26 protein-coding genes and 2 pseudogenes are annotated in these 25,964 nt (G+C 68.7%); 10 read left to right on the forward strand and 18 right to left on the reverse strand.

What is annotated here, in order from left to right:
- The first annotated feature begins 3 nt into the window (after positions 1 to 3).
- Positions 4 to 1,329: a cation:proton antiporter gene (locus ACP26O_RS29515; protein WP_175664702.1), complete on the forward strand. Its 1,326-nt coding sequence runs from the start codon at positions 4 to 6 to the stop codon at positions 1,327 to 1,329.
- Positions 1,330 to 1,334: 5 nt separating this feature from the next.
- Here the strand turns inward: ACP26O_RS29515 and ligD are convergent, their stop codons facing one another.
- The 11 genes from ligD to ACP26O_RS29570 all read right to left on the reverse strand — a co-directional run bounded on the left by ligD (position 1,335) and on the right by ACP26O_RS29570 (position 11,777).
- Positions 1,335 to 4,133: a DNA ligase D gene (gene ligD / locus ACP26O_RS29520; protein WP_175664701.1), complete on the reverse strand. Its 2,799-nt coding sequence runs from the start codon at positions 4,131 to 4,133 to the stop codon at positions 1,335 to 1,337.
- 24 nt (positions 4,134 to 4,157) lie between these two features.
- A complete protein-coding gene (locus ACP26O_RS29525; RefSeq protein ID WP_175661213.1) occupies positions 4,158 to 5,165 on the reverse strand; it encodes a Ku protein in 1,008 nt (335 codons plus the stop codon).
- 57 nt (positions 5,166 to 5,222) lie between these two features.
- The gene (katE, locus tag ACP26O_RS29530) at positions 5,223 to 7,331 is read right to left on the reverse strand and encodes a catalase HPII (protein WP_208446710.1); all 2,109 of its coding nucleotides are present in this window, start codon (positions 7,329 to 7,331) and stop codon (positions 5,223 to 5,225) included.
- Between the two features lie 160 nt (positions 7,332 to 7,491).
- A complete protein-coding gene (locus ACP26O_RS29535; protein WP_006753988.1) occupies positions 7,492 to 7,878 on the reverse strand; it encodes a DUF3022 domain-containing protein in 387 nt (128 codons plus the stop codon).
- Positions 7,875 to 8,036: a DUF1328 family protein gene (locus tag ACP26O_RS29540; protein ID WP_006498332.1), complete on the reverse strand. Its 162-nt coding sequence runs from the start codon at positions 8,034 to 8,036 to the stop codon at positions 7,875 to 7,877. Before ACP26O_RS29540 ends, ACP26O_RS29535 begins: the two co-directional genes overlap by 4 nt.
- A 54-nt stretch (positions 8,037 to 8,090) precedes the next feature.
- Positions 8,091 to 8,273, reverse strand: coding sequence for a DUF3008 family protein (locus ACP26O_RS29545; RefSeq protein ID WP_011660519.1), 183 nt, complete (start codon positions 8,271 to 8,273; stop codon positions 8,091 to 8,093).
- Positions 8,274 to 8,342: 69 nt separating this feature from the next.
- On the reverse strand, positions 8,343 to 9,782 hold the full coding sequence (locus ACP26O_RS29550; protein ID WP_165754626.1) for an RNA polymerase factor sigma-54: 1,440 nt from the start codon (positions 9,780 to 9,782) through the stop codon (positions 8,343 to 8,345).
- Between the two features lie 392 nt (positions 9,783 to 10,174).
- The gene (locus ACP26O_RS29555; protein ID WP_006753985.1) at positions 10,175 to 10,483 is read right to left on the reverse strand and encodes a hypothetical protein; all 309 of its coding nucleotides are present in this window, start codon (positions 10,481 to 10,483) and stop codon (positions 10,175 to 10,177) included.
- A gap of 49 nt (positions 10,484 to 10,532) precedes the next feature.
- A complete protein-coding gene (locus ACP26O_RS29560; protein ID WP_012372661.1) occupies positions 10,533 to 10,844 on the reverse strand; it encodes a hypothetical protein in 312 nt (103 codons plus the stop codon).
- Complete coding sequence (locus tag ACP26O_RS29565; RefSeq protein ID WP_105832392.1) at positions 10,841 to 11,098, reverse strand: hypothetical protein; 258 nt, start codon at positions 11,096 to 11,098, stop codon at positions 10,841 to 10,843. The genes ACP26O_RS29560 and ACP26O_RS29565 overlap by 4 nt, the downstream gene beginning before the upstream one ends.
- A gap of 373 nt (positions 11,099 to 11,471) precedes the next feature.
- Positions 11,472 to 11,777, reverse strand: a complete 306-nt coding sequence (locus tag ACP26O_RS29570) for a hypothetical protein (RefSeq protein WP_011660522.1) — start codon at positions 11,775 to 11,777, stop codon at positions 11,472 to 11,474.
- Positions 11,778 to 11,928: 151 nt separating this feature from the next.
- Here ACP26O_RS29570 and ACP26O_RS29575 point away from each other — a divergent pair, with 151 nt between their 5' ends.
- The 5 genes and pseudogenes from ACP26O_RS29575 (at position 11,929) to ACP26O_RS29595 (ending at position 15,678) form a co-directional block, all read left to right on the forward strand.
- A complete protein-coding gene (locus ACP26O_RS29575; RefSeq protein ID WP_175664699.1) occupies positions 11,929 to 12,180 on the forward strand; it encodes a hypothetical protein in 252 nt (83 codons plus the stop codon).
- A 94-nt stretch (positions 12,181 to 12,274) separates the two neighbouring features.
- Positions 12,275 to 12,706: a CBS domain-containing protein gene (locus tag ACP26O_RS29580; RefSeq protein ID WP_011660523.1), complete on the forward strand. Its 432-nt coding sequence runs from the start codon at positions 12,275 to 12,277 to the stop codon at positions 12,704 to 12,706.
- A 90-nt stretch (positions 12,707 to 12,796) separates the two neighbouring features.
- Positions 12,797 to 13,279: a PRC-barrel domain-containing protein gene (locus tag ACP26O_RS29585; protein ID WP_006753979.1), complete on the forward strand. Its 483-nt coding sequence runs from the start codon at positions 12,797 to 12,799 to the stop codon at positions 13,277 to 13,279.
- Between the two features lie 253 nt (positions 13,280 to 13,532).
- Positions 13,533 to 14,832, forward strand: a pseudogene (locus tag ACP26O_RS29590) (MFS transporter).
- 63 nt (positions 14,833 to 14,895) lie between these two features.
- On the forward strand, positions 14,896 to 15,678 hold the full coding sequence (locus ACP26O_RS29595; RefSeq protein WP_175664698.1) for a substrate-binding domain-containing protein: 783 nt from the start codon (positions 14,896 to 14,898) through the stop codon (positions 15,676 to 15,678).
- Between the two features lie 24 nt (positions 15,679 to 15,702).
- Here the strand turns inward: ACP26O_RS29595 and dctA are convergent.
- From dctA to ACP26O_RS29610, 3 genes and pseudogenes are all read right to left on the reverse strand, one after another.
- Positions 15,703 to 17,033 (reverse strand): annotated as a pseudogene (gene dctA / locus ACP26O_RS29600) (C4-dicarboxylate transporter DctA).
- Between the two features lie 52 nt (positions 17,034 to 17,085).
- Positions 17,086 to 18,021 carry a LysR family transcriptional regulator gene (locus ACP26O_RS29605; RefSeq protein WP_175664696.1) on the reverse strand — a complete coding sequence of 312 codons (936 nt, stop codon included), beginning with the start codon at positions 18,019 to 18,021 and terminating at the stop codon, positions 17,086 to 17,088.
- Positions 18,022 to 18,118: 97 nt separating this feature from the next.
- Positions 18,119 to 19,012 (reverse strand): LysR family transcriptional regulator, encoded by an 894-nt coding sequence (locus ACP26O_RS29610; protein WP_175664695.1) that lies wholly within the window; start codon positions 19,010 to 19,012, stop codon positions 18,119 to 18,121.
- 220 nt (positions 19,013 to 19,232) lie between these two features.
- Between ACP26O_RS29610 and ACP26O_RS29615 the strand changes: the two genes are divergently transcribed.
- Positions 19,233 to 19,496 carry a DUF4148 domain-containing protein gene (locus ACP26O_RS29615; protein WP_175664694.1) on the forward strand — a complete coding sequence of 88 codons (264 nt, stop codon included), beginning with the start codon at positions 19,233 to 19,235 and terminating at the stop codon, positions 19,494 to 19,496.
- A gap of 47 nt (positions 19,497 to 19,543) precedes the next feature.
- The gene (locus ACP26O_RS29620; protein WP_175664693.1) at positions 19,544 to 20,758 is read left to right on the forward strand and encodes an MFS transporter; all 1,215 of its coding nucleotides are present in this window, start codon (positions 19,544 to 19,546) and stop codon (positions 20,756 to 20,758) included.
- An 85-nt stretch (positions 20,759 to 20,843) separates the two neighbouring features.
- On the opposite strand, the gene ACP26O_RS29625 is transcribed toward ACP26O_RS29620, so the two are convergent.
- On the reverse strand, positions 20,844 to 21,320 hold the full coding sequence (locus ACP26O_RS29625) for a response regulator (protein WP_175664692.1): 477 nt from the start codon (positions 21,318 to 21,320) through the stop codon (positions 20,844 to 20,846).
- Between the two features lie 233 nt (positions 21,321 to 21,553).
- Here ACP26O_RS29625 and ACP26O_RS29630 point away from each other — a divergent pair, with 233 nt between their 5' ends.
- A complete protein-coding gene (locus tag ACP26O_RS29630) occupies positions 21,554 to 22,216 on the forward strand; it encodes a UdgX family uracil-DNA binding protein (protein ID WP_175664691.1) in 663 nt (220 codons plus the stop codon).
- Positions 22,213 to 23,658, forward strand: a complete 1,446-nt coding sequence (locus ACP26O_RS29635) for an NRAMP family divalent metal transporter (protein WP_426356431.1) — start codon at positions 22,213 to 22,215, stop codon at positions 23,656 to 23,658. The genes ACP26O_RS29630 and ACP26O_RS29635 overlap by 4 nt, the downstream gene beginning before the upstream one ends.
- Before the next feature lie 135 nt (positions 23,659 to 23,793).
- Here ACP26O_RS29635 and ACP26O_RS29640 read toward each other — a convergent pair whose 3' ends face one another.
- The 3 genes from ACP26O_RS29640 to ACP26O_RS29650 are packed head-to-tail and all read right to left on the reverse strand — an operon-like array spanning position 23,794 to position 25,961.
- Entirely contained in the window at positions 23,794 to 24,405 is a 612-nt protein-coding gene (locus ACP26O_RS29640; protein WP_006754835.1) for a DUF892 family protein, read from the reverse strand.
- Positions 24,406 to 24,464: 59 nt separating this feature from the next.
- Entirely contained in the window at positions 24,465 to 25,076 is a 612-nt protein-coding gene (locus ACP26O_RS29645; protein WP_175664689.1) for a DUF4142 domain-containing protein, read from the reverse strand.
- 27 nt (positions 25,077 to 25,103) lie between these two features.
- On the reverse strand, positions 25,104 to 25,961 hold the full coding sequence (locus ACP26O_RS29650) for an SDR family oxidoreductase (protein WP_175664688.1): 858 nt from the start codon (positions 25,959 to 25,961) through the stop codon (positions 25,104 to 25,106).
- Positions 25,962 to 25,964: the final 3 nt, after the last annotated feature.

The raw sequence follows: 25,964 nt of genomic DNA on the forward strand, positions 1-25,964 counted from the left end.
CGCATGCATGAAACGCTGTGGTATCTGATCATCGGCGCGGTGCTGATGGGCATGGGCATCGCGACGTCGGCGCTGCGCCGTCTGCCGTGCAGCACCGCGATGATCTATCTCGTGCTCGGCGTCGCGCTCGGTCCGTCCGGCGTCGGGCTTCTCCACCTCGATATCGAACGCGACGCGCGGCTGCTGCGCGAGATCGTCGAGGTCGCGCTGCTGGTGTCGCTGTTCGCGATCGGGCTGCGGCTGCGCGTGCCGCTGTCCGACAAGCTGTGGCTCGTGCCATGCCGGCTCGGCCTGCTCGCGATGATCGTCACCGTGCCGCTGCTCGCCGGCTGCGCGGTGCTGACGCTCGGCCTCGGCTGGGGCCCCGCGCTGCTGCTCGCGGCGATCCTCGCGCCGACCGACCCGGTGCTCGCGCACGACGTGCAGGTGCACGATCCCGGCGACCGCGATCTGGTGCGCTTCGCGCTGTCCGGCGAAGGCGGGATGAACGACGGGATCGCGCTACCGTTCGCGCTCGCGGGCCTCGCGCTGTGCGGCGTGCCCGATACGCCGCACGGGCCGCCGCCGTTGTCCGGCACGTTCGCGCTGGCCGTGCTGTGGGGCATCGCGGGCGCGGCCGCGATCGGCGGCCTGCTCGGCGCGGCCACGACCAAGGCGATCGGCCGGTTGCGCACCCGCTATGCGCAGGCGCTCGGCTTCGAAGGCTTCTTCGCGCTCGCGCTGATCGTGCTGTCGTTCGGCGCCGCGCAGTTCGCGCATACGTTCGGCTTCATCGCGACGTTCGCCGCGGGCGTCGCGATGCGCCGCGTCGAGCATCGTGCGAGCGGCGATCGTCCGCCGCGCGAGGTGATCGGCCAGGTCGATTCGGAAGACGTGAGCGCGACCGAGAAACATCCGGAGAAAGTCCACGCGTTCATGGCCGAATCGGTGCTCGATTTCACGATCGAGCTCGAGCGGATCGCCGAGGCGCTCGTGATGACGATGATCGGCAGCGTGCTCGGCACGCTGTCGGCTCCGCTCGTCACGTGGGGCGCGATTGCGCTGGCCCTCGTGCTGTTCGTCGCCGTGCGGCCGTTCGCGGTGCTGCTGACGCTCACCGGCTCACACGCAACGCTTGCGCAGCGGCGGCTGATGGCCTGGTTCGGGATACGCGGGATCGGTTCGTTCTACTACCTGCTGTTCGCGCTCGAACACGGGCCATCCAGCACGGTGCGGCCGCTCGCGGCGCCGGTGCTTGCCGTCGTGGTGGCGTCGGTGATCGCGCACGGGATCTCCGCGACGCCGCTGATGGATTGGTATTACCGTCTGCAGCACCGGCGCGGACCCTGACTGAGTCACGACGTGCCGAGCCGCGCGCGCATTTGTGCGGTGATCCGCTGGCGCGTGTCGTCATAGCCGTCCCACGGATCGCGCTTCAGTCGATCGAGGCGCTCGTGCAGCGTGTCGATCGTCCATTGCGCGCCGCCCGTCGTGTCGGGCACCTCGTCCCAGCGCAGCGGCACCGACACGCCGAGGCCCGGCCGCGCGCGCACCGAATACGCGGCGATCGTGCTCGCGCCGCGGCCGTTGCGCAGATAGTCGATGAAGATCTTGCCGCGCCGGTGCTTCGGCCCCATCGTCGCGGTGAAGCGATCGGGCAACGCACCCGCGACATGCTGCGCGACCGCGCGCGAGAAGTCCTTCACTTCGTCCCATCCCATGTGCCGCGTGATCGGCACGACGACGTGCAGGCCCTTGCCGCCGCTCGTCTTGCAGAACGAGATGAGGCCGAGTTCGTCGAGCAGCCCGCGCACGAGCTGCGCGGCGTCGATCATCGCGCTCCACGGCAGCGCCGGATCGGGGTCGAGGTCGAACACGATCCGGTCGGGGCGCTCGATGTTCGACGCGTGCGCATTCCACGTATGCAGCTCGATCGTGCCCATTTGCGCAGCGCCGAGCAGCGCATCGACGCTGTCGAGCGACAGCAGCGGGCCATGGCCCGGATCGAGCCCGTCGTGTTGCGTGACGAACGGGATCTCGCGGCGCTCCGCGTGCTTCTGGAAGAACAGCTCGCCCGAGATGTCGCCCGGTGCGCGCACGAGCGACACGGGCCGGCCTTTCAGGTCCGGCAGCAGCCACGGCGCGACCCATTGCCAGTAGCGCGCCAGATCGATCTTGCGCGTGCCGCTGTGCGAGTCGATCACGCGCTCGGGATGGCTGATGCGGACGCGGCCGAGCTGGTCGGGGCCGGTATCGTCGGCCTCGGCGCGACGGGAGCCGCGTGAGCGCGCGGGGTGCTTGCCGTCGCTGATGTCGCTCGTGTCGCGCTCTGCGTGCGCCGTGCCCTTGGATTTGTGCCTTTCGTGCTGCGTGGTTTGACGCTGATCCATCTGCACCTCCGTTTCCGTATGCTTCGGCACCTCGCGGACGATCCGTGCCGCCGGCTTGTCCTCGCGCAGCGCGATGAACGCGGCCTGCCGCACGATGCCGTCGCCGGTCCATTCCGCGAATTCGCATTCGGCGACGAGCACCGGCTCGATCCAGTGCACGGGCGTGCGCGAGCGTTCGCGCGGCGGCGGATCGAACGGCATCGTGTCGCGCTCGTGCTTGCGCAGGATGGGGGTAAGCCGGTCGAGCATCCGCGTGTCGAAGCCGGTGCCGACGCGGCCGACGTAGCGCAGCGGCCCCGGCCCGCGCCGCCGCTTGCCGTCCCCGGCTGGTTCGTGCACGCCGAGCAGCAGCGCGCCGAAGCCGTGCCGGCTGCCCGACGGCTCGGTATAGCCGCCGATCACGAACTCCTGCCGGCGCCGGCACTTGAGCTTGATCCACGCGGGCGAGCGTCCGGCGCGATAGCGCGACTCGGCGCGCTTGCCGATCAGCCCTTCGAGGCCGGTGTCGCATGCGCTCGCGATCAGCGATGCGACGTCGTCGCCGAGATCGGGCGAAAAGCGCAGCCGCGTGGGATCGCTGTCGGCGAACAAGGGTTCGAGCAACGCGCGGCGCGCGGTGAGCGGCGCGTCGCGCAGGTCGTAACCGTCGAGATACGGCAGGTCGAACACGAACAGCGTGATCTCGTCCGAATGCCCGCCGCCGAATGCGTTCTGCAACGCCTGGAAATCGGGCAGGCCGTTCTTGCCGAGCACGACGGCCTCGCCGTCGAGCCACGCGGCGTCGACGTCGAGCGCCGCGAGCGCATCGCGTTGCGCGCGCAGCTTCGCGGTCCAGTCGCGGCCTTCGCGCGTCATCAGCTTCACATGCCGGCGCGCGCCCTTGCCGGAAATGCGCGCAAGGATCCGGTAGCCGTCGAACTTCAGTTCATAGCACCAGTCGCCCTGCGTCGGCGGACCGTCGACCAGCGTCGCGAGTTGCGGCGCGACGTGCTCGGGCAGCGGCGCGCGTACCGCGCCTTCGATCCGGGAAGGGTCGATGGGCGCGCCGGCGTGGCCGTCGTGCCGGTGATCGTCATGCCGCGCCGCGGATGTGCTGGACTTCTCGCGCTGCCCGCTTCGCGACCCGCGCGCCGAGCCATTCTTCGCGTCCGCACGCGCCGACGCCGCGCCGTCGTGCACACTGCCCGGCCGCTCGCCGACGACGTCGAATTCATCCATGCTGCGCGCGTCGTCGTCGCGCTCCTTGATCAGCAGCCACTGCTCCTGCCGGCCCTCCTGCCGCCCGCTGCGCACGAGCGCCCAGCCGCCGTGCAGCTTTTCGCCGTCGAGCCGGAACGTCAGCTTGCCCGCGCGATAGCCTTCGCGTGCCTGCGCGAGGCCGCCATCGGGCGTCCACGTGCCTTCGTCCCAGACGACGACCGAGCCCGCGCCGTAATGGCCCTCCGGAATCTGGCCTTCGAACGACGCGTATTCGAGCGGATGGTCCTCGACGTGCACGGCAAGGCGCTTCACCGACGGATCGAAGCTCGGCCCCTTCGGCACGGCCCACGACTTCAGCGTGCCGTCGAGTTCGAGCCGGAAGTCGTAATGCAGTCGCCGCGCGTGGTGCTCCTGGATCACGAAGCGCAGCGGGTGAGCGCCCTGTGCGCTCGCGCGCGCGGCGGGCTTCGCACCGGCCTTCGCACGGTGCCCGTGCGCGCCTTCGGGTTCCGGCGTCGCGCCGAAGTGGCGCTTGCGCCGATACGGATCGAGCTTGCCGGCCATCGCATCACCTCGCGTCGTGCGGCATCATGCGGCGTGCTTGCCGCGCACGGCGGTTTTCTTCGCCGCATGTGCGCCCGTCGCCGCGCGTTTCGCGGCCGGCCGCTTCGCCGCGGTCTTTGTGGCCGCGCCTTTCGACGCGGATTTCGTGGCCGGCTTGCGGCGTGCGCCGGCGGGCGGCGACGTCTCGGCCTCCTCTTCCGCGCGTTCGTCGCGCAGGTCCGATGCGCGCGCGCCGCCACCGCCCTTCAGGCTGCGCTTGAGCAGTTCGGTGAGGTCGACCACGTTGGTCGCGGCGCGGCCCGTCTGCGCCGGCCGGTCCTCGATTTCCTCGATCTTGCCCGAGCGCACCTTGCGCTCGACCAGTTCGAGGATGTCGTCGCGGAACGTGTCGTGATACTCGTCGGGCGTCCACTTGCCTGCCATGTCGTCGATCAGCTTCTTCGCCATCGTCAGCTCGCGCGCGGTCACGCCCGCGTGCTTCGCGTCCTCCGTCGGCACCGACAGTTCGTCGAGCGGACGCAGTTCCTCCTGCCAGCGCAACGTGTCGAGCGCGAGCAGCGGCCCGACCGGAATCAGCGCGCCGAGATGCTGGCGGTCGCGCATCACGACGAGCGCGATGCCGATCTTGCCGCTGTCCTTCAGTGCCTCGCGCAGCAGCGCATAGACCTTCTCGCCCTTGCGGTCCGGCACGAGGTAGTACGGCGTGTCGAGATACAGGAACGACACCGCGTCCGCGTCGACGAACGTGAGAATGTCGACCGTCTGCGTCGATTCGGGGTTCGCCGCGCGAATTTCTTCGTCGGTCAGTACAACGTAGCGCTCCTTCTCGTACTCGTAGCCGCGCACGATGTCCTCGCGCGTGACCTCCTTGCCGGTGCGCTTGTTGATCTGCCGATAGCCGACCGGATCCATCGAGCGCTTGTCGAGCAGCCGGAACGACGGCTTCACGGTGCGTGTCGCCGGGAACAGCTGCACGGGCACGTGAACGAGCCCGAAACTGATCGCGCCTTTCCATATCATCCGCGGTGCCATGCCTGTCCTCCTTGCCGCACCCGCGCCCGCCTCCGAAGGGGCAGGCGCCGTGCGACGCTATGCCGGCAGCTCGGCCGCCTGCTGCTCGCGCGACCAGACCCGATGCCGGCCGATCTCGGCCGAAAACGTGCGAAGCAGCGCGTCGAGATCGGCCGCTTGCGCGACGCACACGCCTTCGGCCGGATCCGGCAGATGCGCGGCGCTCAGCAACTGGCGCCCGGAGCCGACCGCCGCGATCGGCTTCAGGTGCTTGAACGCCTCGCGCACGAAGTGCCGCGCGTCGGCACTGTGCGCGAGATTTCGGCCATCGCCGTCGCCGCCGCACACGAACACCGCGTCGAACATCACCGACGGCATGCCGGCGAGCGTCGCCTGCGGCACGATGCTGCCGATCGGCGCGAGGGTCGGCGCGACAATGGTCGGCACCGCACCTGCGGACGTCAGCGCGCCGCGCACCTGCTCGATCAGCGTCTGGCTCACACCGGGCGTCGCGATCAGCGCGATCTTGCGTGAGCGCATACCGGGCTTCGACCGGCCGATCAGGCTCAACGACGGCGCGCGCTGCTTGACTGCCGGCGTCGTGGCCGTTTGCGGGGCCGGCAGCCCGAGCCGTTCGGCGACCTGCGCGGCCAGCCCCGCGTCGAACCGCGCGATGATCTCGTTGACCACGCGTTCGCGAATCTCCGGCTTCGTCACCTTGCCGAGCTCGAAGCAGTACGCGTCGCGGATATGCCGCTGCTCGATCTCGGTCATGCTCTGGTAGAACAGCGCCGGTTGCGAGAAATGATCGGCGAACGTTTCGCTGCGCACACGCACCTTGTCGCCTTCGAGCGGTTCGTGCACCGTCTCGAAGCCGCCGCCGGACGGCGCGGGCGGCGTCTCGCGCGGCCAGCCGCCGTTCAGCGAATTCGGTTCGTACGACGCCTGCCCGACCGCGATCGTCTGCCGGTGCATCGCATCGCGCTGGTTGTTCGCGAACGGGCACACCGGCCGGTTGATCGGAATCTCGTGAAAGTTCGGGCCGCCGAGCCGGCTCAGCTGCGTATCGGTGTACGAGAACAGGCGCCCCTGCAGCAGCGGATCGTTCGTGAAGTCGATGCCGGGCACCACGTGCCCCGGGTGAAACGCGACCTGCTCGGTCTCCGCGAAGAAGTTGTCCGGGTTGCGGTTCAGCGTCATGCGGCCGATCGGGCGCACCGGCACTAGTTCTTCCGGCACCAGCTTGGTCGGGTCGAGCAGGTCGAAGTCGAACTTGTTCGCGTCGGCGGGATCGATCAACTGCACGCCGAGTTCGAACTCCGGATAGTCGCCGCGCTCGATCGCCATCCACAGGTCGCGCCGGTTGAAATCGGGGTCGTGGCCGGCGATGCGCTGCGCTTCGTCCCACAGCAGCGAATACGCGCCGCTCACGGGCCGCCAGTGGAACTTCACGAAATGCTCGGCGCCGGCCGCGTTCACGAAGCGGAACGTGTGCACGCCGAAGCCGTCCATCGCACGAAAGCTCGCAGGCAGCGCGCGGTCGGACATCAGCCACAGCACCGTATGCGTGGTTTCGGGCACGAGCGATACGAAATCCCAGAACGTGTCGTGCGCGGACGCGCCGGTCGGCATCTCGTTCGGCGCCTCGGGCTTCACCGCATGCACGAAGTCGGGAAACTTGATCGCGTCCTGGATGAAGAACACCGGCATGTTGTTGCCGACCAGGTCGTAGTTGCCCTCTTCGGTATAGAACTTCACCGCGAAGCCGCGCACGTCGCGCACCGTGTCGGCCGACCCGCGCGGGCCCTGCACGGTGGAAAAGCGTACGTACACCGGCGTTTCGGCGGCCGGGTCCTGCAGGAACGCAGCCTTCGTGTAGTCGGCCATCGGCTCGTAGACGCGAAACACGCCGTGCGCGGCCGAGCCGCGCGCATGCACGACCCGTTCGGGAATCCGTTCGTGATCGAAGTGCGTGATCTTCTCGCGCATGATGAAGTCTTCGAGCAGCGACGGGCCGCGCGCACCGCCGCGCAGCGTGTTCTGGTTGTCGGCGATGCGCACGCCCTGGTTGGTGCGCAGCGCCTCGCCGTCGGGCCGCAGCCGATTCTCGTCGAGCTGGCGCGACTTCGCGCTGTCGGGTTGCGGCGGGTTGGGCGTCGGATTGCCGGATTGCGGGGGATTCGTCATGCGCGCGTCCTCTCGTATCGGTTCGGTTTCGGTTCTGTGAAGGGCGGCGTGTACGGGCGCGTAGCGGCGCACACGGCTGCCGGCACGTAAAACGGGCGAGCCGCGCGGCGTATGCCGCGGCGGCCCGCCTGCGGTGTCGCTGCAGGCTGCGGCGCCTGCGTCAGGGCGCGCGCAACGCGCTGTCGAGCTCGTCGCGCGTCACGTCGAGCGCGACGTTGCATTCGATCTCGGCGTCCTCGACACGCGGCTTTTGTTCGTCCACCGCGCGCCGCGCGAGGTCGCACAGCCGGGTGCGCACGCGCAGCCGGTCGTCCGCGCCGAGCGACGCATAGCGCGTGAGCACGTCGGGATCGAAGCGCAGGTCGACCACGCAGCGCCATTGACGCGCGTTTTCATCGGCCGGCACCCGCACCCATGACACCTGAATCGTGAGCCGGCCCGATGCGTCGTCGGTATGCACGACGAGGGTCGACTCCGATGGAAAGCCGTTCGCGAGCGCAGTCTCGAGTTCCGCGATGCGCTGCGAACGGTCGGGGGTGGCCGTCATCGGCGTACGACACCCAGCAGCAACGTGACCAGGAAGATCACGACGAAGATGTAGAACAGGATCTTCGCGATCTCGGCCGCACCGGCCGCGATGCCGCCGAAGCCGAACACGGCCGCGATGATCGCGATGACGAAGAAGATGATGGCATATCTCAGCATGAATTCCTCCTGGAGTCCTGAAGAACGACGATCGTCGGCGCGGGTCGCCGTCGATCAATGTTTGTGCTTGGGTTTGCCGTGGGCCGGCGTCGAAGCCATTTTCTCGAGCTCCTTCTCGCTCATCGATTTGGCCATCGACTTCGACGGCGCCTTCAGATCCTTCATTTTGGTGTCACCGCGCTTGGCCGACAGGGCGGCCCCCGCCGCGCGCTGCTGGGCCTGGGATTTGGCTGGCATGATTTCCTCCTTTCGGTGGCGCGCGCGACGGTCGCAATTCGCGGGCCGCGCGCGGTTTGGACGGTATCGTCAGGCGGCGTCGCGCCGACGCAATTCGGCCGGCGGGATCTTCATGGCCTGGCGATACTTGGTCACCGTACGACGAGCAAGAAGGATGCCGCGCCCCGCGAGGTTCTGCGCGAGCGCGACATCGGACAGCGGGTCGGTATGGCGCTCGGCCGCGATCATGTCGCGGATCAGCACCTTCGCGGCCGACGCCGAGCACACGCCCTTGCCGGCCGCTTCCAGCTTGCGCGGGAAGAAGTGCTTGAACTCGAACGTGCCGTGCGGCGTGGCCATGTACTTGTTGCCCGTCGCACGCGACACCGTCGATTCGTGCAGGTCGAGCTCTTCCGCGATGTCGCGCAGCACGAGCGGCTTCATCGCGATCTCGCCGTAGCGGAAGAAGTCGCGCTGCCGCGCGACGATGCATTCGCCGACGCGCTGGATCGTGTCGAAGCGCTTCTGCACGTTGCGGATCAGCCAGCGCGCTTCCTGCAATTGCTGGCCGAGCGGCGAATCGCGCTCGCCGCTCGACTGCGCGAACAGCGTCGCATAGCGTTCGTGCAACCGCGCGCGCGGCAGCACGGCCGGGTTGATCGTCACGATCCATTCGTCGCGCACCTGGCGCACGATCACGTCGGGCACCACATAGTCGCCGCGCGTGCTGCCGTAGTGATTGCCGGGGCGCGGATCGAGCCCGCGTACCAGCGCGCACGCGGCCTGCATCGTCGCCTGGCTGCAGCCGACGCGCCGCTGAATTTCGGCGGTCTCGCGCCGCGCGAGCCGTTCGAGATGTTCGCGCGCGATCACCTTCGCTTCCGCGAGCGCCGGCGTGCCGGCGGGAATCGCGTCGAGCTGCAGCAGCAGGCATTCGGACAGCGAGCGTGCGGCGATCCCCGGGCGGTCGAGCATCTGCACGAGCCGCAACGCAACCCCGAGATCCTGTTCCGACAGCAGCAGCGCGGGATCGGCCGCGACCAGCAGCTCGGACAGCTCCTGACGCAGGTAGCCGTCCTCGTCGAGCGCGTCGATCACGATGCGCGCGGCCTCGCGGTCGCGCCGGTTCAGCGGATAGAGACGCAGCGCGTCGTGTAGCTGCTGGTGCAGCGACGGCTCGGCGGCCATCCATTCGCCGGGCGACAGGTCGCTGACGTCGTCGCCCTGCCGGCCCGTGGTGCGCGGCGCCGGCGCGGCCGTGTACGACACGTCGCCGTCCGGCGGGCGCACGTCGTCGCCATCGGGCACGGGCTCGGGCGCGGCGGCCTCGGCCGGATGTTCGGGCGCGTCGGCCTCCGCGACGGCTTCGTCGTCGCCCTGGCCATCTTCGAGAAACGGATTCGAGTCGAGCGCCTGCCGCAATTCCTGCTGGAATTCGAGCGAAGACAGCTGCAGCAGACGCAGCGATTGCTGCAGCCTCGGTGTGAGTGCCAGATGCTGTCGCATCTGGAGCGCAAGCGTGACGGACATCGATGCCCCTCCTGACTGTGTGCGAAATTCACGTGCAGGAATTCATGCACCTTTCATGCCAGGGCGGCGAACCCCCGTCCGGCGCGGCTTTCGCCGCTTCGCACCACATGATCCGGGCGCTTCGGAGCCGCTTTTTTACAAGCGCCGGGAAGTTAGGGGGCACGAAATTCGCGCAGGGCGCGCGCGCCGGAATGAATGGACGGCATCGCGTCCTTCGGTGCTTCGGTGCTTCGATGCTTCGATGCTTCGATGCTTCGATGCTTCGATGCTTCGTCGCTTCGTCGCTTCGTCGCTTCGTCGCTTCGTCGCTTCGTCGCTTCGTCGCTTCGTCGCTTCGTCGCTTCGTCGCTTCGTCGCGCGGCAGCCTCCCCCGCGATGCGTATCGCGTCAGGTCAGTACTGCATCAGCGGCGGCGTGCCCGGCAGCGGCCGGTCGCCCTCCACGCCGTTCGGCCCCGGCTGCGGCACGTCGACCGCCGCGCCGCCGGTCGCGCCCGGGGGCATCGTGTTGTGCGGCGAGGGACGCGTGTCGTAGCGCGTATTCGCGTCCGGCATGGTCGTGGTCGGCGACGCGCCATGCGCGCCCGGCGGCGCCGGCGGCGCGCCGCGCGGGCCATAGGTTTGCGGTTGCGTGCATGCGCCCAGCGCGCACGCGGCGGCGAACGCACATGCGCCTACGCGTATCGTCTGGATCGGCTTCATCGGAATCCTCCGTGGAATCGGCGGCGCCGGCCGGCCATCGCGGCACGGCTCAGAGCCGGTTGAAATGGAAATCGCCCGCGTACGCGGTCGGCGCGCGACGCGCCATCATCGTGTCGAATTCGGCCGCGACGCGCGTCAGTGCGCCGCGTTGGCGGTCGGTGCCGGCCTGTTCGAGCGCCGCGAACGCGTCGGCGTCGAAGGTGACGGTCAGCGACGCCGGATGGCCGTCGACGCGGAAGCCGAAATGCAGCGCGCCGGACGGCTGCTCCTCGACATGGAACGGCATCGCGCGCGCCTCGAAATGGCGGCCGAGGGTCTCGGCCACGTCGCGCAGCATGCCGGGTTTCACGCTGATGCTCATCGTGGGCCCTCCATGGATGGGGTGAACGCGGCCGGCGGCACACCCGTCGGCCGCGCGTGAACCGGCGGCTCCCGGGTCGGCGGCTCACGTTCCGGCGGCGGGTGCACCGGCGGGTCGCCCTCCGGATCGTGAAACGGTTCCGGCGTGCCGGGCGGCACGATATCCGGCTCGGGCGGCTCGGGCTCCGGCGTGATGCCGGGCGGCGGCGGCTCGGGGCGGTGCAACGACTGGGCGGGGTGTCGATTCATGGGCATTCGATCGTGTCGCTCCTCAACGGCCCGGACCGGTGGTGCGCGGGCGCACGCCGCTCGAGGGTCTATGCACTCGTGATCCGCAAGCCGCATGCCGGGCGGGGCGTCCGCGTGGTGTCCGCGTGGTGTCCGCCTGCCGGCCGTGTGCCGTCCACGTGCCCGCCGCGTGCCGTCCGCGTGCCGTCCGCGTGCCGTCCGCGTGCCGTCCGCGTGCCCTCCGCGTGCCGTCCGCGTGCCGTCCGCGTGCCGTCCGCGCGCCCTCCGCGTGCCGACTGCGTGCCGTCGAGTCCCGCACCGTCCGCATGCACACGCATGCCCCCACACAGCCCGCCGTGCATTCGCTACACCGTGCGCTGCAATTCTTTCAAGAGAGTCGCTACGCTTCGTATGCGGCCATCACGAGCCACAGCTCGCGGCCGTCGTCGCGCACCCGCGCGGCGAGCGCATACGGATCGTGCGGGTCGCACGCGCGCTGCAGGGCCAACCGTGCCGGCTCAGTCGAGCCGAACGTCTCGTCGCCCAGCGGCCGCACGTCGGCCTTGCCTTCGAACATCCTGCGATCGGGCCGGTAGATCAGCGGCTCGTGTTTCCACGTGCTGAAATGGCTCTTCACCGAATCGAACCCGCCGCCGCATACGTTGACTTCATAGCGCACCCCTGGTCGCTGTTTGGGATTGGTCATCGTGCCTCCTGCTTGCTGTGCGTGTGTGCATGTGCGGCATATCGGGCCGCGCGTCGTCGTCGCCGCCCAAGCGGCAAATCGCGTGCCGCATTCCGCCGCGGGCACGGCCGTTGCGCTGAATGGTTCATCGTCACCGACACGGAGGCTTGCCATGAAGGATTCGACCCGGTCCGGCCGCGACGCGCCGGCGCACGAGCAACCGGACACGTCGCCGCCGCTGAAGCATCAGGATCAGACGAAAACGCGCCACTCGGAGCGGCACATCGACAAGCAGCTCGAGGACACGTTTCCCGCCAGCGATCCGCCCGCGACCGGCGGCGTCACGCGCATCGAACCCGACACGCCGCCGGGGACGCATGACGACGGCCCATGGCAGGACCCGGGCAAACGTCGCGACAAATGACGGATGACGGCCGGGAAGGTGCGGTGGCCGCGCGCGACGCGGCACGCCGCTTGCTGAATCGAATGGCCCCGCTTCAACCTGGAAGGAGGACCTGATGCATCGCGTCAACGAAATCATGTCGCAGGACGTCGTGCATATCGCGCCGACCGACTCGATCCGGCATGCCGCGCAACTGATGGAGCGCTACGACATCGGCGCGCTGCCCGTGTGCGACAACAACCGGCTGGTCGGGATGGTCACGGACCGCGACCTCACGGTGCGCGCGATCTCGGTCGGCAAGCCGCCGGAAACGCGGATTCATGAAGTCGCGTCGGGCCCGATCGAATGGTGTTTCGAGGACGATCCGCTGGACGAGATCCAGCATTACATGGCGGACGCGCAGTTGCGCCGCCTGCCGGTCGTGGATCACGACCAGCGTCTGGTCGGCATGCTGTCGCTCGCGGACATCGCGACGCGCACGGCCGGCCCGATACGTGACGAAGTCGCGAACACGCTCGAAGGCGTGTCGCAACCGAAGCGGACGTGACGGGGCGATCCTCGCCTCGCCCGATAACCCGCGCGACCCGGAGGGCCCATCCCGGGCACGGTCGCGCCCCATGCAGCCAGGAGGACAACCATGCAGACTCCCGATCAAGGACGGACCCGCATCATCGGCAAGGGCGCCGCGACGGCGGCGGGCCCCGGCCCCGACGTGATGGCGGCCGACACGCTGGAAGGCGACAAGGTCTATACGACCGATGGCGACGACGTCGGCAAGATCAAGGACATCATGCTCGACGTGCGCTCGGGCCGCATCGCGTATGCGGTGCTCTCGAGCGGCGGCCTGCTCGGCATCGGCGACAAGCTGCTCGCGATTCCATGGAGCGCGCTGACGCTCGATACCGAACGCAAATGTTTCCTGCTGTCGGTATCGTCAGAGCGGATCAAGAACGCACCAGGCTTCGACAAGGATCACTGGCCGGCGATGGCCGACCCGCAATGGGCCGAGCCGCTGCACGAGTACTACGGCAGCACGCCGTACTGGAGCGCGGGCGATGAGCTCGGGCTGACCGATCCGACCGAAGACCTCAACGATCCGCGTACGCGCGGCACGCATTAAAACGGCTTACGATTTGCCGGTGAGTTAGCCGACGGAGCCCCGCTCGATGCGGGGCTTTTTTTGCGCGTCACTTGAGCTTTTTCGCTGAATTGCGGTGACGGCCCGAGCCGCCCAATCCCGCCATTCATTGATAACCAAACAACATCAATCCTTCCAAAAATCGCACTTATCGTTTCCCCGTCTCCGGGCGAACATGGCGAAAACGACAATCAACCGCTCCCGCGCATTTTCCCGATTTACTGGAGACACCCAGATGCACCCCTCGCCCAGCCTTCCGACCGGACGTTCGAAGGCCGCCGCGGTATTCCGCGTGACGGCCGGCAACTTCCTCGAGCAATTCGACTTCTTCCTGTTCGGCTTCTACGCCACGCAGATCGCCGCCGTGTTCTTTCCCGCCGCGAGCGAGTTCGCGTCCCTGATGATGACGTTCGCCGTGTTCGGCGCCGGCTTCCTGATGCGGCCGCTGGGCGCGATCGTGCTGGGCGCGTACATCGACGACGTCGGCCGCCGCAAGGGCCTCATCGTGACGCTGGGGATGATGGCGCTCGGCACCATGCTGAGTGGCGTTGGTGCCGGGCTACGCGACGATCGGCCTGCTCGCGCCGGCGCTCGTGCTGCTCGGGCGCCTGCTGCAAGGCTTTTCGGCGGGTGCCGAGCTGGGTGGCGTGTCGGTCTATCTGGCCGAAATGGCCACGCCCGGCCGCAAGGGCTTCTTCACGAGCTGGCAGTCCGCCAGCCAGCAGGTCGCGATCGTGTTCGCGGCGTTTGTCGGCGTCGCGCTGAATCGCTTGCTGCGGCCGTAGGACATGACCGCGTGGGGCTGGCGCATTCCGTTCTTGATCGGCTGCCTGATCGTGCCGTTCCTGTTCATGATGCGTCGCTAACTGAAGGAAACGGAGGAGTTCATGGCACGCGTCATCGTCCGACGATGAAGGAAGTCTTCATACGTTGATGCTAGAACTGGGGTGTCGTGATCGCCGGCATGGGATGGTGATCGCGATGACGACGGTGTGGTTCTATCTGATCACGGTCTATGCACCGACCTTCGGCAAGACCGTCCTGCACCTGAGCACTGCCGACAGCCTGCTCGTGACGCTGTGCGTCGGCCTGTCGAACTTCGTCTGGCTGCCGATCGGCGGCGCGCTGTCCGATCGCATCGGCCGCCGGCCGGTGCTGATCGCGTTCACGGTGCTCACGCTCGCTGTCGGCCTATCGCCGTGCTGTGGCTGGTGGCTCATGCACCGTCGTTCGTCAACATGCTGCTCGTGCTGCTGTGGCTGTCGTTCATGTACGGGATCTACAACGGCGCGATGGTCGTCGCGCTCACGGAAGTGATGCCGGTGGAAGTGCGCGTCGCGGGCTTCTCGCTCGCCTACAGCCTCGCGACGGCCGTGTTCGGCGGCTTCACGCCCGCCATCTCGACCGCGCTCATCCACATGACCGGCGACAAGGCCGCACCGGGCTACTGGATGAGCCTCGCCGCGGCGTGCGCGCTGCTCGCGACGTTCGCGCTCTATCGCCGCCACCCGGCGACGCTCACGCCCGCGCACTGACGCGTGATGCCGAACGAACTGCCCCGACTCCGTACGACCCGGACCATGACAACGACCCTGACGATGAAAAACCTGCTTCTGAAACTGTGCGCGACCGCGCTCGTCGCCACCAGCGCGGTCAGCGCGAACGTGCAGGCCGCCGACCTGCACGTGATGAGCTCGGGCGGCTTCACCGCCGCCTACAAGCTGCTCGGCCCGCAGTTCGCGTCCAGCACGGGCAACACGCTCGCCACCGCGCTCGGCCCGTCGATGGGCAAGTCGCCCGAAGCGATTCCGAACCGGCTCGCGCGCGGCGAGCCTGCCGACGCGGTGATCATGGTCGGCTACGCGCTCGACGATCTGATCAAGCAAGGGAAGGTAGTCCCCGGATCGCGCGTCGAGCTGGCCGATTCGCGCATCGGCATGGTCGTGCGCGATGGCGCGGCGAAACCCGACATCAGTTCGCCCGACGCGCTGAAGCAGGTGCTGCTGCACGCGAAGTCGATCGCCTATTCGGACAGCGCGAGCGGCGTGTACATCGAGCGGGAATTGTTCAAGAAGCTCGGCATCGAGGATCAGGTGAAAGCGAAAGCGAAGATGGTCCCGCGGATTCCGGTCGCGTCGGTGGTCGCGAACGGTGACTACGAAATCGGCTTCCAGCAGGTCAGCGAACTGCTGCCGGTTAAAGGCGCGACCTTCGTCGGCAAGATTCCCGAATCGCTGCAGTCGGTCACGCGTTTCGCCGCCGGCATCCCCGTCGGCGCGCAACATCCGCAGGAAGCGAAGGCGCTGCTCGACTATCTCGCGTCGCCCGACGTGCAGTCGGAAGTGAAATCGACCGGGCTGGATTCCGTCTCCGCACACTGAGCCCGCACCGAGGGAAGGCGTGCGTCAGATCGCCTTCCCGTCGCGCGCGGCGTCAGCCTCCGCATCGTCGGCGCCATTCGGGCCCGCGGGCCCGGCCGCGTTCAGCATCCGTGCGAGACGCGAGCGATCGCACGCCCCTTCCCACGTCGACACGAAGATCACCGCACACGCGTTGCTGATCACGCTCGTCAGCGCGCGCGCCTCCGACATGAAGCGATCGATGCCCACCAGAAGCGCGACGCCGGCCACGGGCAGATCGGGCATCACGGCGAGTGTCGCGACGAGCGCGACGAGCCCGCTGCCGGACACGCCCGCCGCGCCCTTCGACGTCAACAGCATCACGGCCAGCATCGCCGCGATTTGCGGCGCGGACAGCGGCACGTCGCACGCCTGCGCGATGAACAGCGCCGCGAGCGTCAGGTAGATCGCGGTGCCGTCCAGGTTGAACGAGTAGCCGGCCGGCAGCACGAGGCCGACCGACGATCCTTGATGCAACCGATGTACTCGAGCTTGATGATCACCTGCGGCAGCACCGGGTCCGAGGACGCCGTGGCGAGCACGATCGACAGTTCCTCGCGCAGATAGCGCAACAGCCGCCACAACGCGAAGCCGTGCAGCCGCGCGAGCGGCGCCAGCACCAGCGCGACGAACAGCACGCAGGCCACGTAGAACGCCACCATCAGCCGCGCGAGCGAGCCGACCGAGCCGATGCCGAAGCGTCCCACCGTGAACGCCATCGCACCGAATGCACCGAGCGGCGCGAGCCGCATCACCATCGCGAGCACGCGGAAGACGACCTGCGCGACGCCGTCGATCAGCGCCAGCACGGGCCGACCGGCCTTGTCGCCGATACGCAGCGTCAGCGCGAAGCCGAACAGCAGCGCCAGCAGGAGGATCTGCAACATGTCGCCCTTCGGGAATGCGTCGAGCGTGGTCTCGGGGATGATGCTCAACGCGTAGTCGCCGTGTCCTTGAGGTTGCGCGTGCGGTGCATATTGCGCGAGGATGCTCGCGTCGAGATGGTGGACGTCGACGTGCATGCCGGCGCCCGGCCGCAGCACGAACGCGGTGACGAGCCCGAACGCGAGCGCGACGGCGGTCAGCAGATAGAACAGCACCAGCGCGCGGACGATCGTGCGCCCGATGGCCTTGCCGTTCGCCAGCGACGTGATACCGGAGACGATCGTGCAGAACACGATCGGCGCGATCATCATCCGCACGAGGCCGACGAATGCATCGCTGAGCGGCTTGAGCATCGCGCCCACCGACGGCCAGAAGTGCCCGACGCCCACGCCGAGCACCATCGCCAGCAGCACCTGCACGTAGAGCGAACGAAGCGGTCTTGCCCACCTCACGATGCTGTCTTCCTCGATGTTCCTGTTGTATTCATCGGATATTTTGGATGCGTCACGTCGATCCGTCGCTGCGTGCGGCACCAGTGCCGGCGCCTGCACGTTTGGCGTCGACGATCGCGCGGTGAAACTCCTCCGCGGCCGGCGTCAGCGGGCGCCCGCGTCGTTTCACGATGCCGACCCGGCGCTTCACCACCGGTTCGACGAGCGGCACGCTCGTGAGCAGCGGATGGTCGTGTCCGGGCATTGCCATCGACGGCACCGCGGCCACGCCGAGCCCGGCTTCGATCAACCCGAGCAGCGTCGTCACGTGGCGCGTCTCGCACACGCTCGGCGCACGCGGCGCGACGGTCGTCAGCGCCTGGTCGAGCAGCAGGCGGTTGCCGGACGTCTTGTCCACCGACACATACTCGTACTCGTACAGCTCGTTCCAGGTCACGCGCTTCTTGCGCGCGAGCGGATGGTCGCGCCGGCATGCGGCGACGAAACGCTCCTGCAGCAGCAGCTTGAAGTCGATCTCGGGCTCCTGGCTGCCCATGAAGCTCACGCCGAAATCGGCCTCGCCGCTGATCACCGCGCTCAGCACCTCGTTCGCGCCGGCATCCAGCAGCTTGACGCGGATGCGCGGAAAGCGGCGATGATAGCTCGCGATCACGTTGGGCAAGAAGTAGTAGGCCACCGACGGCACGCACGCGATCGTCACATGACCGAGGCGGCTCGTTGACACGTCGCGGATGCCGAGCAGCGCGACGTCGAGATCGTCCAGCAGCTGCTCGGCGCTCGGCGCGAACACGCGCCCGACGGTGGTCAGCGTGACGCTGCGCGTGGTGCGCTCGAACAGGCGCACGCCGAGCGCTTCCTCCAGTTTGTCGATCCGCCGACTCAACGCGGGTTGCGAAATGCTGATCGCGTCGGCGGCCTTCCGGAAGCTGCCGAGTTCCACCACCGCGCGAAACGCCTGCAAGTCGGTCAGATCGAAGTTGATTCCCACGGGCCGGTCTCCCCATCTCAGTTGCCGCGTATTGTGCATGATCCGGGCAAAGCCCAGCCAGCCGGCGGATGCCCGGCTCGACCATCCCGCCCTCCCACTACGCCCGATGCCGCAACGCATCGATCACGATCGAGAACGCGCGCGATGCCTGGCGGCGGCTCGGATAGTACGCGTGATAGCCGGGAAACACCGGGCACCAGTCCGGCATCACGATCCGCAGCTGCCCGCTGCGCACGTGGTCGAGCACGATGTCCTCGGTGACGAACGCAATGCCGAAGCCGTCGAGCGCCGCCTGCACCATATGCGGCTGCGTATTGCACGTGATGCGGCCGTTCACGCGTGCCTGGATCTCGTTCCTGCCCTTCTTCAGTTCCCACGCATAGATGCCCTTCGCGGTCGCGAGCCGCAGCGTCACGCAGTCGTGATCGAGCAGGTCCTGCGGCGTCTTTGGCGGCTTGCGGCCGTCGAGATACGCCGGCGACGCGACCATCGTCATCCGGATGTCCGGGCTGATGCGCACCGCGATCATGTCCTTCGCGACCTGGTCGCCGTAGCGCACGCCGATGTCGTAGCGCTCCTCGACGATGTTCGCCAGCCCGTAGTCGACCGACAGCTCGACGCGGATGTCGGGGTATTCGGGCAGCACCCGCCTGAGCTTCGGCCAGATGATCGTGTCGATCGGATGCTCGGTGGCCGTGATCCGCACGACGCCGGCCGGCTTGTCCCGGAAATCGGCCACCGCGGCGAGCTTCATCTCGATCTCGTCGATGCGCGGCGCGACGGCCTGAAACAATTCCTCGCCCGCTTCGGTCGTCGACACGCTGCGCGTCGTGCGCGTGAGCAGCCGCACGCCGAGGCGCGTCTCGAGATCGCGGACCGTCTGGCTCAGCGCCGATTGCGACACGCCGAGCCGCGCCGCCGCGCGCGTGAAGCTCCGGTCGCGCGCCACCGCCAGAAACACGAGCAGATCGTTGAGGTTTTCGCGCGGCATGTCGGGCGGCTCCTGTCGAAACGGACGCCCATCGTAGCACCGACACCGCCCCGCGCCGCCCGCCGCGGCCTCGGTCGATTCATCGGCGCAGCTTATAAGTCCAAGCGTGTTGCGCTACTTAATCGATCGGGCACGGGCCGATAGACTGCGAAGCGTTCAGGCTCCCGTGCGCCTTCCCAGCCTCGGGATCCTTCCACGTATTCTCCCCGGAGTCCTTCTCATGAAATCCCTTGTTCGCCTCTTCGTCGCCGCGCTTGCCGTTTCCGCTCCGTTGCTCGCCCATGCGCAGGGCCTGACGCGCGAGCAGGTGCGCGAAGACATGATTCGCTACGAAGCCGCCGGTTTCAATCCGGCGCGCGCCAATCCGCGCACGTGGGTCGACGATGCGCGAGCTGCATCCACGCACGTAATGGCGGCGCGCGATGCCGACGGCCGCACGTCGTTGGCCGATCGCGGCACGGCTGTCGACGCGCATTGCGACTGACGCGCCCATCGCCGCCGCCACCGATCCGCATTTTTTCCGATTCCACGATGCAAGCCGTTTCCCCTTCCGATCGCGGGCCCGCGCCGGTTCACGCCGCCGCGTGGGGCGCCGTCCTCGCGATGGCGCTCGGCGCGTTCGCGCTCGTCGCATCCGAATTCATGCCGGTCAGCCTGCTGACGCCGATTGCGCACGATCTGCGGATCAGCGAAGGACAGGCGGGCCAGGCGATCTCCGTATCGGGCGCGTTCGCGCTGCTCACGAGCCTGTTCATCTCGTCGCTGGCCGGCCGGCGCGACCGCAAGCGGGTGCTGCTGTCGCTGACGCTGCTGATGATCGTGTCCGGCACGGTCGTCGCATTCGCGCCGAACTATCTGGCGTTCATCGCCGGGCGCGCGCTGATCGGCCTCGCCATCGGCGGGTTCTGGTCGATGTCGGCGGCCACCGCGATGCGCCTCGTGCCGGACCGGCAGGTGCCGCGCGCGCTGGCGATCGTCAACGGCGGCAACGCGCTGGCCACCGTCGTCGCCGCGCCGCTCGGCAGTTTTCTCGGCGGCATCGTCGGCTGGCGATGGGCGTTCTTCTGCGTCGTGCCGGTCGCCGCGATCGCGTTCGGCTGGAAGCTCGCGAGCCTGCCGCGGATGCACGCCGCGCACGGCAGCGCCTCGCCCGGGCGCGCATTCGCGCTGCTGGGGAGCGCGCCGGTCGCGCTAGGCATGGCGGCGGTCAGCGTCTTTTTCATGGGGCAGGTCACGCTGTTCACATACTTGCGGCCGTTCCTCGAAGCCGTGACGCATGCGGGCGCCGCCGGGTTGTCGGTGCTGCTGCTCGTGATCGGCGTCGCGGGGTTCGCGGGGACGATCCTGATCGGCACGTTCCTGCAACGCGGGCTGTACCGGACGTTGATCGTCATCCCTGGCCTGATGGCGGCGGTCGCCGTCGCGCTGATCGCGTTCGGCCACTCGATCGGCGCGACCGCCGCGCTGCTGGCCGTCTGGGGGCTGCTCGGCACCGCGGCGCCGGTCGGCTGGTGGACGTGGCTGGCCCGGGCGCTGCCGCGCGACGCGGAAGCCGGCGGCGGCCTGATGGTGGCGGTCGTGCAGCTCGCGATCGCGCTCGGCGCGACGGCGGGCGGCGTGCTGTTCGACCTGCACGGCTATCGCGCGACGTTCGGGCTGAGCGCGGGCCTGCTCGCCGCCGCCGGCGTGTTCGCCGCGCTGGCGGCGCGGGCCGCGTTGCGCGCCGAGGCCGCCGCGCGCGCGTGACGGGCCCAGCGCGCCGTCGCGGGCCGCGCTGCGCGCCGAGGCCGCCGGCCGCGCGTGACGACCGCAGCCGGCCGCCGCGGTTTTTTTACACACCCCGTGTAACGCCCGCGTCCTGCCGCGCGCCGCCGTAGGCGGCGTCCAGATAACGCAGCAGCCGGTGCGGCGTCAGCGGCTTCGCACAATGTGCGTCGAAGCCGGCTTCGCGCGCACGCTCGCGATCGCTCTGCGACGCGAACGCGGTGCATGCGATAAGCAGCATGTCGGCGGTGTGCGGATCGCCGCGCAGCCGCTTCGCGAGTTGCAGGCCGTCGAGGCCCGGCATCGCGATGTCCAGCACGATCGCGAACGGCTGCCAGTCCCCCGCGAGATCGCAGACGGCGAACGGATCATCCGCGACGCGGCATTCGAAGCCGCGCGCCTGGAGCAGCAATCGCAGCGCATCGGCCGCGTCGCGATAGTCATCGACGACCAGCACGCGGCGCAGCCGGCGCGGCACGCTATCGGGCGGGCGCCACAGCAGCACGTCGTCGGCGGCCGGATCGTCGCCGGAGAGGATTTGCATCGCGTTTTTCCCTGTGATCGGACACGGCCCCGGCGCAAACTGCGCGCCCATATTGACGCGATCGGCTGCACGGGGCATGCCGGTTGCTGCAAATGGTCGAAATCGTCGATATGGGAGCCGTCGATGCGCGCACCGCCGCTGTTCCGACCCGGTAGGGACTTGAATCCACCTGCAGCCCGCTGGCGGACGCACCGTGACACAGGGGCGGCACCGGCCCGCGCGGGAGGCCGCGCATGACGCGCCACGCGCCCGCAAAGCCGGCCGCGCCCGACGACCAAGCGCCGGCCACGCTCGACGCGTGCCGCCGCTGCGGGCTGTGGGAACACGCGACGCAGCCGGTGCCCGGCGCGGGGCCCACGAACGCGCGCATCATGCTGGTCGGCGAGCAGCCGGGCGATCAGGAAGACCGCACGGGCATCCCGTTCGTCGGCGCGGCCGGCCGCATGCTCGACCGCGCGCTCGACGAAGCCGGCATCGAGCGCGCGAGCGTCTACGTGACCAACGCGGTCAAGCACTTCAAATGGGAGCCGCGCGGCAAGCGGCGGATGCACAAGACGCCCGCGCAGCGCGAGGTCGCCGCGTGCCATTACTGGCTCGAGCGCGAGCTCGCCGCGCTGGGCCCGCGCGTGATCGTCGCGCTCGGCGCGACGGCGCTGCGGGCCGTGCTGCAGGACAACGACGCGACGCTGGAGCGCACGCGCCAGCCCGTGCGCTCGCCCGACGGCTGTCTCGTCGTCGCGACCTATCACCCGTCCTACGTGCTGCGCACGCGCGGCGCCGATTCGCGCGAGCAGGCTTATCGGACGCTCGTCGACGCGCTGCGCACCGCGTCGCGCCTCGCGCGCGGTGGCGGCAGCGGCGGCGGCACGCACCGCGCGCGGGGAGACGCCGAATGAACGATCTGCGCGGCGACGACGCGTCGCGCGAGGCCGGTGCTGGTGCTGGTGCTGGTGCTGGTACTGGTGCCGGTGCCGGTGCCGGTGCCGGTGCCGGTGCCGGTGCTCGTGCTCGTGCTCGTGCTCATGCTCGTGCCAATGCTGATGCCGGTGCCGGTGCCGCTGCCGCCCCCGCCACCGCCGCCCCCGCCGCGAAGCCGTGGTACCGCCGGCTCGGCCCCGGCCTGCTCGCGGGCGCGTCGGACGCCGACCCGAGCAACATCGCGGTCTACGCGCAGGCCGGCAGCCAGTTCGGCTTCCACATGCTGTGGATGACCGTCGTCGCGCTGCCGATGATGGTGGCCGTGCAGCTCGCGTCGGCGTTCATCGGACGCACCAATCGCGAAGGCCTCGTCGCGGGCATCCGCAAGCAGTTCTCCGACCGGCTCGCCAAAGGGCTGATCGTGATGATCGTGATCGTCAACGTGATCAACGTCGGCGCCGATCTCGCCGCGATGGGCGACGCGACCGCGCTCGTCGCCGGCGGGCGCAGCTACTGGTATGCGCCCGTCTACGGCCTCGGGTCGCTCGCGCTGCAGGTGCTGCTGTCCTACGAGCGCTACGCGCGCTGGCTGAAATGGATGACGCTCGGCCTGCTCGCATACGTGCTCGAACTCGGCTTCGTGCACATCGACTGGCGCAACCTGCGGCATGCGCTCGTGCTGCCGCATGTCGCGTTCACGCACGAATACGCGACCACCGCGGTCGCGGTGCTCGGCACGACGCTGAGCCCGTACCTGTTCGTGTGGCAGGCCGCGCTCGAAGTGGAGGAAACCCAGGCCGAGCGCCGCAACGGCGACACCGCGTGCGCGCCCGGCGCGCGCCGCGAGGCCGAACGACGCATCACGTTCGATACCTGGACTGGCATGATCGTGACCAACGCGGTGTCGTTCTGCATCATGGTGATCGGCGCGGCGGTGTTCTTCACGCACGGCAAGCACGACATCGGCTCCACCGCGCAGGCCGCCGAGGCGCTGCGCCCGATCGCCGGCGAAGCGGCGTTCCTGGTGTTCGCGTTCGGCATCGTGGGCTGCGGGCTGCTCGCGATCCCCGCATTCGCAGGCAGCGCCGCGTACGGCTGCGCGGAGGCCTGGCGGTTCCGCGAAGGCCTGAACGAGCCGGTGCGGCGCGCGCCCGCGTTCTATGCGGTGCTGGCGGCCTGCGTGCTCGTCGGCATCGCGATCTGTTTCAGTCCGGTCAATCCGATCAAGGCGCTGTACTGGAGCGCGGTGCTCAACGGCATCGCGGCGGTGCCGATGCTCGTGCTGGTGATGCTGCTGTCGCAGCGGCGCGACGCGGCCGGTCAGCCGGGCAGCGGGATCGTGTCGAAACTGTTCGGATGGCTCGCGGTCGCTCTGATGGCGGCGTCGGTGGTCCTGATGACGGTGGACATGCTGAGCTGAGCGTGACGATGCGATTGGATTCGGTTGCGTGCGCAACCATTTAAGCGGAAACGGGAAAGTGAGAACACAGAGAAAAAAAGCCAGCCAACCGGGCGGCCGCACGTGCGACACAGCCCGGTTGCCGGCCCGGCGCGGTTACATCATCTTGCCGCGCGAACGTTCGGCACGCGCCGCATCGGCCGCCGATTCCACCTTCTTCACTTCCTCCGGCGGCGGCAGCACGGCCTTGAAGCCCATCGACTCGATCCACATCTCGCGCGCCCAGCCGCGGGTGTGATACAGGTGATGGTCCTCGTCGGCCTCGACCTCGTCGTGCGCGGCCTTCAGCGCCTTCGCCGCGTCGCTGTCACGCAACTGGTCGGCCGCGTAGCCGATCAGCTCCCAGTTCAGGTGATCCTTCGTTTCGGCGAGTACCACGCACTCGGCCGCGACGACCTGCGCGACCGCCGGGTCGGCCTGCTTCTTCGCCTGCTCGATCACCTGGACCAGCGACTTGCCGGTCGCCGCCACCGCGGCACGCCCCGGTGACTGCGTGTCCGGATCGAGACCGAGCGTTTCGAACACCTTGCGCAGCACCTCCTGGTGATGCATCGTCTCGCGGTGGTACTTCTCCCATTCCTTGTGCAGGTCCGCGTCGGTCGCGCACTTGATCGCGGCCTCGTAGATCTTCGCCCCGCCAAGCTCGGTCTCGTATGCCTGACAGAGCAGTTCGAGGATGCCTTCGTGCTTCGATTGCCGTTGGGCCATGACTGCTTCTCCGAAAATGCGGGCCGCCCACGCGGCCCTGGGGTTGAACCGGGCGCGCGTTACTGCGCGCCCACCTTGCGTTGGAGCGCCTCCGCCATGCTCAGGTGATGCTTGAGCGTCGGCAGCGTGGCTTTGGCGAATGCGCGCAGCTGCGCGTCCTTGCCGTCGCGCGCCTCGCCTTCGAACAGCGCGACCGCCTTGCGGTGCGCGTCGGGGCCGGCCGCCGCGACATACGCGGTGTCGAAGTCGTGGCCGCTCTTGCCGCGCAGCGCCTCGACGTCCGGATCCGAGATCTGCTCGACCTGCGGCTTCATGCCCTTGCGCGCGGCGATCTGGGTGAGCTTCGCGTTCGCCTTGCCGTGATCGGCCACCATGCGTTTCGCGAACGCGCGCACGTCCGCCGACTGCGCCTGCTTCAACGCGAGCTGACTGGCCTGCACCTCGGCCTTGCCGGCCATCGCGGCCTTGTCGATGAATTCCGCGTCGCCGCCCTGCGGCGCCTTCGCCATGCCGGCGTCTCCCATGGCGGCGCCCGACGACGGGTTGATCACGCCGCCCGGCACATGCGAATTCGAGGCGGGCGGCTCGCTCGGCATCTGTGCGTGCGCGAGTCCCGACACGGCGAGCACGCCCGCGGCGAGCGCCGCGATCGTCCAGTTGGGTTGCTTCATGCGCTTTCTCCTTGTGTGGGGGAGCCGTCAGCCGCCGACGATCGAGCCGCCGTTCGGATGCAATGTCTGTCCCGTCATGTAGCTCGCGCCTTCCGATGCGAGCAGCACGTAGCAGCCGATCAGCTCGTCGGGCTGCCCCGGCCGCTTCAGCGGCACGTTCGAACCAAACTTCGCGACTTCGTCGGCGCTGAAGGTCGACGGGATCAGCGGCGTCCAGATCGGCCCCGGCGCGACGGCGTTCACGCGAATGTCGCGCTCGGCCAGCTCGATCGACAGCGAACGCGTGAACGCGACGATCGCGCCCTTGGTCGCCGAGTAGTCGAGCAGCTTCGGGCTGCCGTGATACGCGGTGACCGACGCGGTGTTGACGATGCGTCCACCGGGCTTCATGTGCTGAAGCGCCGCCTGCGTGCAGAAAATCATCCCGTACACGTTGGTGCGGAACGTGCGCTCGAGCTGTTCCTCCGTCACGTCCTCGATGCCGGGTTGCGGATGCTGTTCGCCCGCGTTGTTCACCAGCACGTCGAGCCGGCCGAACTTTTCGACGGTGCGCGCCACGGCGTCGCGCGCCTGGCGGCGGTCGCCGATGTCGCATGCGATCGCCTCGCAGCGCCGGCCGGCCTGCTCGATCAGCCGCTTCGTGTATGCGGCATCGTCCGATTCGTTCAGGTAGACGATCGCGACGTCCGCGCCCTCCTTCGCGAAACCGATCGCGACCGCGCGGCCGATGCCGCTGTCGCCGCCGGTCACGAGCGCGACCTTGCCGGCGAGCTTCCCGCTGCCGACGTAATCGGCCGCTTCGTCGCGCGGCTTCGGATGCATGTCCCGCTCGCTGCCCGGCTGTTGCGTCTGCTTCTGGGGCGGCGGGGTCTTTGCCGTGGTCATGGG

This window comes from Burkholderia sp. R-40, assembly GCF_049942845.1.
Classification (GTDB): domain Bacteria; phylum Pseudomonadota; class Gammaproteobacteria; order Burkholderiales; family Burkholderiaceae; genus Burkholderia; species Burkholderia ambifaria.